The organism is Streptomyces sp. NPDC005799, from assembly GCF_040630525.1.
GTDB classification, from domain to species: Bacteria; Actinomycetota; Actinomycetes; order Streptomycetales; family Streptomycetaceae; genus Streptomyces; species Streptomyces griseorubiginosus_B.
In genome coordinates, this window is record NZ_JBEXXQ010000008.1 from 212,681 (window position 1) to 219,799 (window position 7,119).

Annotated in this window: 3 protein-coding genes; 1 reads left to right on the forward strand and 2 read right to left on the reverse strand. The window is 70.0% G+C overall.

Annotated elements, in window-relative coordinates:
* Nucleotides 1-40 precede the first annotated feature (40 nt).
* On the reverse strand, nucleotides 41-4,996 hold the full coding sequence (locus ABZ453_RS10835; RefSeq protein ID WP_359013728.1) for an NAD-glutamate dehydrogenase: 4,956 nt from the start codon (nucleotides 4,994-4,996) through the stop codon (nucleotides 41-43).
* 484 nt (nucleotides 4,997-5,480) lie between these two features.
* On the opposite strand from ABZ453_RS10835, the gene ABZ453_RS10840 reads away from it, so the two are divergent.
* Nucleotides 5,481-6,047 (forward strand): DJ-1/PfpI family protein, encoded by a 567-nt coding sequence (locus ABZ453_RS10840; RefSeq protein WP_208783541.1) that lies wholly within the window; start codon nucleotides 5,481-5,483, stop codon nucleotides 6,045-6,047.
* Nucleotides 6,048-6,059: 12 nt separating this feature from the next.
* Here the strand turns inward: ABZ453_RS10840 and ABZ453_RS10845 are convergent, their stop codons facing one another.
* Nucleotides 6,060-6,725: an HAD hydrolase-like protein gene (locus tag ABZ453_RS10845; protein WP_359013730.1), complete on the reverse strand. Its 666-nt coding sequence runs from the start codon at nucleotides 6,723-6,725 to the stop codon at nucleotides 6,060-6,062.
* Between the last annotated feature and the right edge of the window lie 394 nt (nucleotides 6,726-7,119).

The window sequence follows — 7,119 nt, forward strand, 5'->3', positions numbered from 1 at the left end:
GAGCCGGCCGGCTCGGGGCACCCCGCTCTCGTACAGCCTGCTACGTGTGCGTGCGCAGCAGGGTGCGCATCGTGCGCATCGCCACCGACAGGTTGGCGAGGTCGAACGTCTCCGAGCTCTGGATCTCCTCCAGGGTCGTGCGCGCCCGGCCCAGGATCGCCGTGTTCTTCTCCTGCCAGGTCTTGAAGCGCTGCTCGGGCGTCGAACTGCCGTTGCCCACCGCCAACACGTCCGCGGTCAGTGCCGCATGGGCCGCGTAGAGGTCCTCGCGGATCGAGGCGCGGGCCATGGACTGCCAGCGGTCGGCGCGGGGCAGCTCGATGATGCGGTCCATGAGCTGGGTGATGTGCAGCCGGTCGGCGAGGTCGTAGTAGACCTCGGCGACGTCCAGCGGCTTCCTGCCCATGCGGTCGGCGACCGAGACGATGTCGAGCGCCGGGAAGGCGGAGGAGAACCCGGCCACACGCGTGGCCAGTTCGTCCGGGACGCCGGCGCCGGTCAGCTCGTCGTAGATCTGCTGCCACCACTCGAGGTCCGCGCCGCGCAGCAGCTTCGGCAGCTGCTGCCAGACCTGCTCGACGCGCTCGGAGAAGAAGTCGACGGTCTCGGCGATCTGCACCGGCTGCGGCCGGTTGTTGAGCAGCCAGCGCGTGCCGCGCTCGACCAGGCGCCGCGAGTGCAGCCGGATCCGGGTCTGTACGGCGGCCTCGACCTGGTTGTCGAGGGCCTCCACGGCGTCCCACACGGGCGCCGAGCGGAAGATCGCGCGGGCCACGGTCTGCGCCCGGACGATCTCCTCCAGCGACGCCCCGGTCTCCTCGCGCAGACGGTGCAGATATGTCGTACCGCCCGTGTTGACGGTGTCGTTGACCAGGACGGTCGTGACGATCTCGCGGCGCAGCGGGTGGTTGTCCATGTACTGCGGGAACTGCTCGCGCAGCGCCGTCGGGAAGTAGGCGTGCAGCAGACCACGCAGGTAGGTGTCGTCGGGGAGCGTGGTGTGCAGCAGCTCGTCGGCGACCGTGATCTTGGTGTACGCCAGCAGGACGGCCGTCTCCGGACCGGTCAGGCCCTGGCCCTGGCCCAGCCGCTCGCGGATCTGGCGGTCGGTGGGCAGGAACTCCAGCGCCCGGTCGAGGTGGCCCTCGCGCACCAGGTGCCGCATGAACCGCTGCTGGGCGTGGAGCATGTCCTTGGACTGGGCGAGCGCGTTGGCGATCGCCGTGTTCTGCGCGTAGTTGTTGCGCAGGACCAGCGCGCCGACCTCGTCGGTCATCTCCGCGAGGAGCTTGTTGCGCTGCTTGACGGTCATGTCGCCGTCCGCGACCAGGCCGTTGAGCAGGATCTTGATGTTCACCTCGTGGTCGGAGGTGTCCACCCCCGCGCTGTTGTCGATGGCATCGGTGTTGATCTTGCCGCCGTGCAGCGCGAACTCGATCCGGCCGAGCTGGGTCAGGCCCAGGTTGCCGCCCTCGCCGACGACCTTGACGCGCAGGTCGGCGCCGTCGACGCGGATCGGGTCGTTGGCCTTGTCGCCGACGTCGGCGTGCGACTCGGTGCTGGCCTTCACATAGGTGCCGATGCCGCCGTTCCACAGCAGGTCCACCGGCGCCTGCAGGATCGCCTTCATCAGGTCGGCCGGCGTCATCTTGGCGATCTTTTCCTCGATGCCGAGGGCGTCGCGGATGTGCGCGTTGAGCGGGATCGCCTTCGCGGTACGGGGGAACACGCCCCCGCCCGCCGAGATGAGCTCGGTGTTGTAGTCGGCCCAGCTGGAGCGGGGCAGCTCGAAGATGCGGCGGCGCTCGGCGTAGGAGGCGGCCGCGTCAGGGGTGGGGTCGATGAAGATGTGCCGGTGGTCGAAGGCCGCGACCAGGCGGATGTGCTCGCTCAGCAGCATGCCGTTGCCGAACACGTCACCGGACATGTCCCCGATGCCGACGACCGTGAAGTCCTCGCTCTGGGTGTCCACGCCCAGCTCGCGGAAGTGCCGCTTGACGGACTCCCAGGCGCCGCGCGCGGTGATGCCCATACCCTTGTGGTCGTAGCCCGCGCTGCCGCCGGAGGCGAAGGCGTCACCGAGCCAGAAGTTGTACGACTCGGCGACCTCGTTGGCGATGTCGGAGAAGGTCGCGGTGCCCTTGTCGGCGGCGACGACCAGGTAGGTGTCGTCCTCGTCGTGCCGGACGACGTCCTGCGGGGGCACGACCTCGCCGGCGACCATGTTGTCGGTGATGTCGAGCAGCGCCGAGATGAACGTCTTGTAGCTGGCGATGCCCTCGGCCAGCCACGCGTCCCGGTCCGCCGCCGGATCCGGGAGCTGCTTGGCGACGAAGCCGCCCTTGGCGCCGACCGGCACGATGACGGTGTTCTTCACCATCTGCGCCTTGACCAGGCCGAGGATCTCGGTACGGAAGTCCTCACGCCGGTCGGACCAGCGCAGACCACCGCGCGCGACCTTGCCGAAGCGCAGGTGCACGCCCTCCACGCGCGGGGAGTACACCCAGATCTCGAACGCCGGGCGCGGCGCGGGCAGATCGGGGATCGCCTGCGGGTCGAACTTCATGGAGACGTAGTCGTGCGGCCTGCCGCCCGCGGCCTCCTGGAAGAAGTTCGTGCGCAGGGTCGCCTTGATGACGGTCAGGAAGGACCGGAGAATGCGGTCCTCGTCGAGGCTCGCCACCTGGTCGAGGGCCGCGTCGACCTCCTCGAGGAGGGCGTCGACGATCTCGTGGCCCGCGCGCTGGCGGTCCGGCGACATCCGCGCCTCGAACAGGGAGACCAGCAGCCGGGTGGTGTGGACGTTGTTGCGGAGGGTGTCCTCCATGTAGTCCTGCGAGAAGGTGGAGCCCGCCTGCCGCAGGTACTTGGCGTACGCGCGCAGCACCATCGCCTGCCGCCAGGTCAGCCCGGCGCTGAGCACGAGGGCGTTGAAGCCGTCGTTCTCCGCCTTGCCGGTCCAGGTGGCGGCGAAGGCCTCCTGGAACCGCTCGCGTCCGTCGTCGCCGTAGTCGCCGCCGCTCTTCGAGGTGGGCATGCGCAGCCCGAAGTCGTAGATCCAGGCGACGGAACGGTCCGCGCACCTCAGCTCGTACGGCCGCTCGTCCGTGACCTCGACGCCGAGCCGGCTGAGGACCGGCAGCACCGCGGAGAGGGAGACGGCGTCGCCCTTGCGGTAGATCTTGAAGCGGCGCTCCTCGGGAGAGGCGCCCACCGGCTCGTAGAGGCTGAGGGAGAAGTCCTTGCCGTCCTGCTGCTGGGTCTCGCTGAGCTGTTCCAGGTGGACGAGGTCGGCGACCGCGGCACGCGGCGTGTGGTCGGCCTTGTAGCCCTCGGTGAAGGCGTTGTTGTAGCGGCGCAGCAGCTCGGCGGTCCGCTCCTCACCGAGCTCGGCGTTGAGCGCCTCGGCGAAGGCGTCGGCCCAGGAGCGGGCGGCCTCCACCAGACGCGCCTCGATGCGCTCCTTGTCCGCGTCGGACAGCTCGGGCAGCTCGGTGCCCTGCGGGACGCGGACCACGAAGTGCAGCCGGGAGAGGATCGACTCGGTGTTCCAGGCGGTGAAATCGACGCTGATACCGCCCAGTTCCTCCTTGAGGATGTCGATGATCCTCAGGCGGACGCCCGTCGTGTAGCGGTCGCGGGGCAGATAGACGAGGGCGGAGTAGTAGCGGCCGTACTCGTCCTGGCGCAGGTAGAGCCGAAGACGCCGGCGCTCCTGCAGGTACAGCACGGAGGTGGCGATGGACTCCAGTTCGTCGGCCGGGGTCTGGAAGAGCTCGTCGCGCGGGTAGGTCTCCAGGATCTGCAGCAGGTCGCGCCCGTCGTGGCTGTTGGGCGAGAACCCGGCGCGCTCCAGGACCTCGTCCACCTTGCGGCGGATGACCGGAACCCGGCGCACCGATTCGGTGTACGCGGCGGAGGAGAACAGTCCGAGGAAGCGGCGCTCGCCGATCACGTTGCCGTCCGCGTCGAACTTCTTGACGCCGATGTAGTCCAGGTACGACGGCCGGTGCACGGTGGCCCGGCTGTTGGCCTTGGTCAGCACCAGCAGGTTGTGCTCGCGCGCCTTGGCGCGGGCGTCGGCGGGCAGCCGCTCGAAGGACGGGGAGACCGGGTGGCCCTCCTCGCCGGCGTGGTGCGGGTCGGAGCGAAGGATGCCGAGGCCGGTGCCGGGGACGGCGGCCAGGGTGTCGTCCGCGCGCAGCTGATACTCGCGGTAGCCGAGGAAGGTGAAGTGGTCGGCGGCCAGCCAGCGCAGCAGCTCGCGGGCCTCCTCGATCTCCAGGTCGCGCAGGTCGGGGGCGACCGGCTCCTTGGGCAGCTCGTCGGCCATGCGCAGCGCCGCGTCGCGCATCTTGTCCCAGTCCTCGACGGCCTCGCGGACATCGGACAGCACCCGCAGCAGGTCGACGGTGATCTGCTTCAGGTCGCCGCGGTCGGTCTCGCGGTCGATCTCGACGTGGATCCAGGACTCCAGGTGCGCGTCGTGCGGCAGCTCCCCGCCCGTGTGCGCGGGCAGCACCTCGATGAGCTTGCCGGTGACGTCGCGGCGGACCACGATCTGCGGGTGGATCACGACATGGATGCCGCGTCCCTGCCGGGTGAGTTCGTTGGTCACGGAGTCGACGAGGAAGGGCATGTCGTCGGTGACGACCTCGACCACGGAGTGGCTGCACGTCCAGCCGTTCTCCTCCACGGTCGGGGTGTGCACCCGCACGCTGGCCGTGCCCTGGGGGCGGTTCTCGGCCAGTCGGTAGTGCGAGAGCGCGGCTCCGAAGACGTCGACCGGGTCGCGGCCGGTGAGGTCCTCCGGGGCGGTGTGCAGGTAGTAGCGCTGGAGGAACGCGAGCACGGACTCCTGGTCCGGGGTCTCCGGGGTGTCGGGTGCGCCCTCGTCCGCCGTCCCGGTCGGTAGGCCCCCGACCGGGCTGTTCTCAGCTACCCGAGCGGCCCTCTCCAGCAGCTCGGCCTTGGCTTCGTCCAGCTTGGTCTGCATTGTCCTCTGGCTCCTGTCGCGCGCCGTTGCGTGACGTAGAAGGAAGTACGGTCTCTTCCCCTGCGGCTCGACGCCACGGCCCGGGTTCTCCGGTCTGCTCCGACGCTATGCCGCAGGGCGAGATGAGCGGGGGGTTATCAGCCATTCTCGACGCGCCCACGGGATGTGACATCGCTCTCCGCGACGCCGGATTCCCGGGTATGTACGGCGTCCTGGGGGCCCGTGCGGCCCCGTCCCGCCCGCGAGGACCAGCGACCGCCGCCCGGTCACGGAGATGTTCCGTGCTCGCCGGGCGCAGGGCAGGGGCAGCAGTGCCCCCGCGAGCTATCGCGCTGATCACGCCACCAAGGCTATCGCTCCTTACAGGGCCCCCGTCATGAGCCGTATGTGTACAAAACCAGGGGTGGAAGTTTGACATTCTGCACAGCGACCAAAACCCGCGCGCCCCCTTGGCAAGCGCGCCCCGCGGAGGCACGTTGCCGACATGACAGCAAAAATCCTCATCGTCACCGGCGACGCGGCGGAGTCCCTGGAGGTCCTCTACCCCTACCAGCGGCTGCGCGAGGAGGGCTACGAGGTCCATGTCGCCGCTCCTTCCCGCAAGACACTGCGCTTCGTCGTCCACGACTTCGAACCCGGCTTCGACACCTACACCGAGAAGCCCGGCTACACCTGGCCCGCCGACCTCGCCTTCGCCGACGTCGAACCCGGCCAGTACGCCGCCCTCGTCATCCCCGGCGGCCGGGCCCCCGAGTACCTGCGCAACGACCCCGAGCTGCGCAAGATCCTCAAGTCCTTCTTCGACGCCGACAAACCGGTCGCCCAGATCTGCCACGGCCCGCTCCTCACGGCCGCGATCGACAGCCTGCGCGGCCGCCGGGTCACGGCGTATCCCGCGCTGGAGCCCGACATGCAGTCCGCCGGAGCGACCTTCCAGGACACCGAGGCGGTCGTCGACGGCACCCTGGTCTCGTCCCGGGCGTGGCCGGACCATCCGGCGTGGATGCGGGAGTTCCTGACGGTGCTGCGGGCCAAGGCACCGGTGACGTAGCCGGCCCGGTTCTCACGCGGCGAGGCGCTCGGCCTCCACGACCGCCTCCGCCAGCGTGTCCACCACCGGCACGCCGGCCTCCTCCAGGCTGGCCCGGCTGTGCGAACCCCCGGTGTACAGCACGGCCCGGGCTCCCACGTGCAGCGCGGCCACCGCGTCGTCGGCGGCGTCCCCGATGACCACCGTCCGGGCCGGATCCACCGTGTCGAGCGAGGCGAGGTGGCGCACCATGTGCTCCGCCTTGCTTCCCCCGGAGGGTCCGGTGCGGCCGTCGACGCGTATGAAGTGCGCCTCGATCCCGAACCCCCGCACCAGCGGCACGAGGTCCTCGTGTCCGTACATGCTGAGGATCGACTGGCTGCGTCCCGCCGACCGCCATCCGGCGAGCAGCTCCGTCGCCCCCTCGGTCAGCGCGCACCGGCCCCGGTGCTCGCTGTAGTACCGGTGGAAGGTGACGTCCATGAGCTCCCACTCGGCGTCCGTCGGCAGCCGGCCGAGCAGCCGCTCGTAGAACTTCGGCACCGGAACGCAGTACAGCGTCCGGTACTGCTCGATCGTGATCGGCGCCAGCCCCAGCTCGGCGAACGCCGCGTTCGTCGCCCCGATGATCGCGTCGTTGTCGTGGAACAGCGTCCCGTTCCAGTCCCACACGATGTGCGCCCCTGCGTTCTTCCCCATGCCCAAAACGTACCCGCCACCACTGACAATCAAGAGAACGGCGGGTCGATCGGGGTGCGCGGACGACGGCCGATCGAGGTGTGACGACGGCGAGTCGATCGGGACGCGCGGGACGGCGGCTCGATCGAGGTGCGCCGACGGCGACCGATCAGGACGGCAGGTCGAGGTGCGCCGACGGCGACCGATCGGGACGCGCGGGACGGCGGGTCGATCGAGGTGCGCCGACGGCGACCGATCGGGACGCGCGGGACGGCGGGTCGATCGAGGTGCGCCGACGGCGACCGATCGGGACGGCAGGTCGAGGTGCGCCGACGGCGACCGATCGGGACGCGCGGGACGGCGGGTCGATCGAGGTGCGCCGACGGCGACCGATCGGGACGGCAGGTCGAGGTGG

Excerpts from the sequence above, each read along its gene's own strand:
- ABZ453_RS10840 (WP_208783541.1), top strand. The coding sequence starts at position 5,481 with ATGACAGCAAAAATCCTCATCGTCACCGGCGACGCGGCGGAGTCCCTG.
- ABZ453_RS10845 (WP_359013730.1), bottom strand. The coding sequence starts at position 6,725 with ATGGGGAAGAACGCAGGGGCGCACATCGTGTGGGACTGGAACGGGACG.
- ABZ453_RS10835 (WP_359013728.1), bottom strand. The coding sequence starts at position 4,996 with ATGCAGACCAAGCTGGACGAAGCCAAGGCCGAGCTGCTGGAGAGGGCC.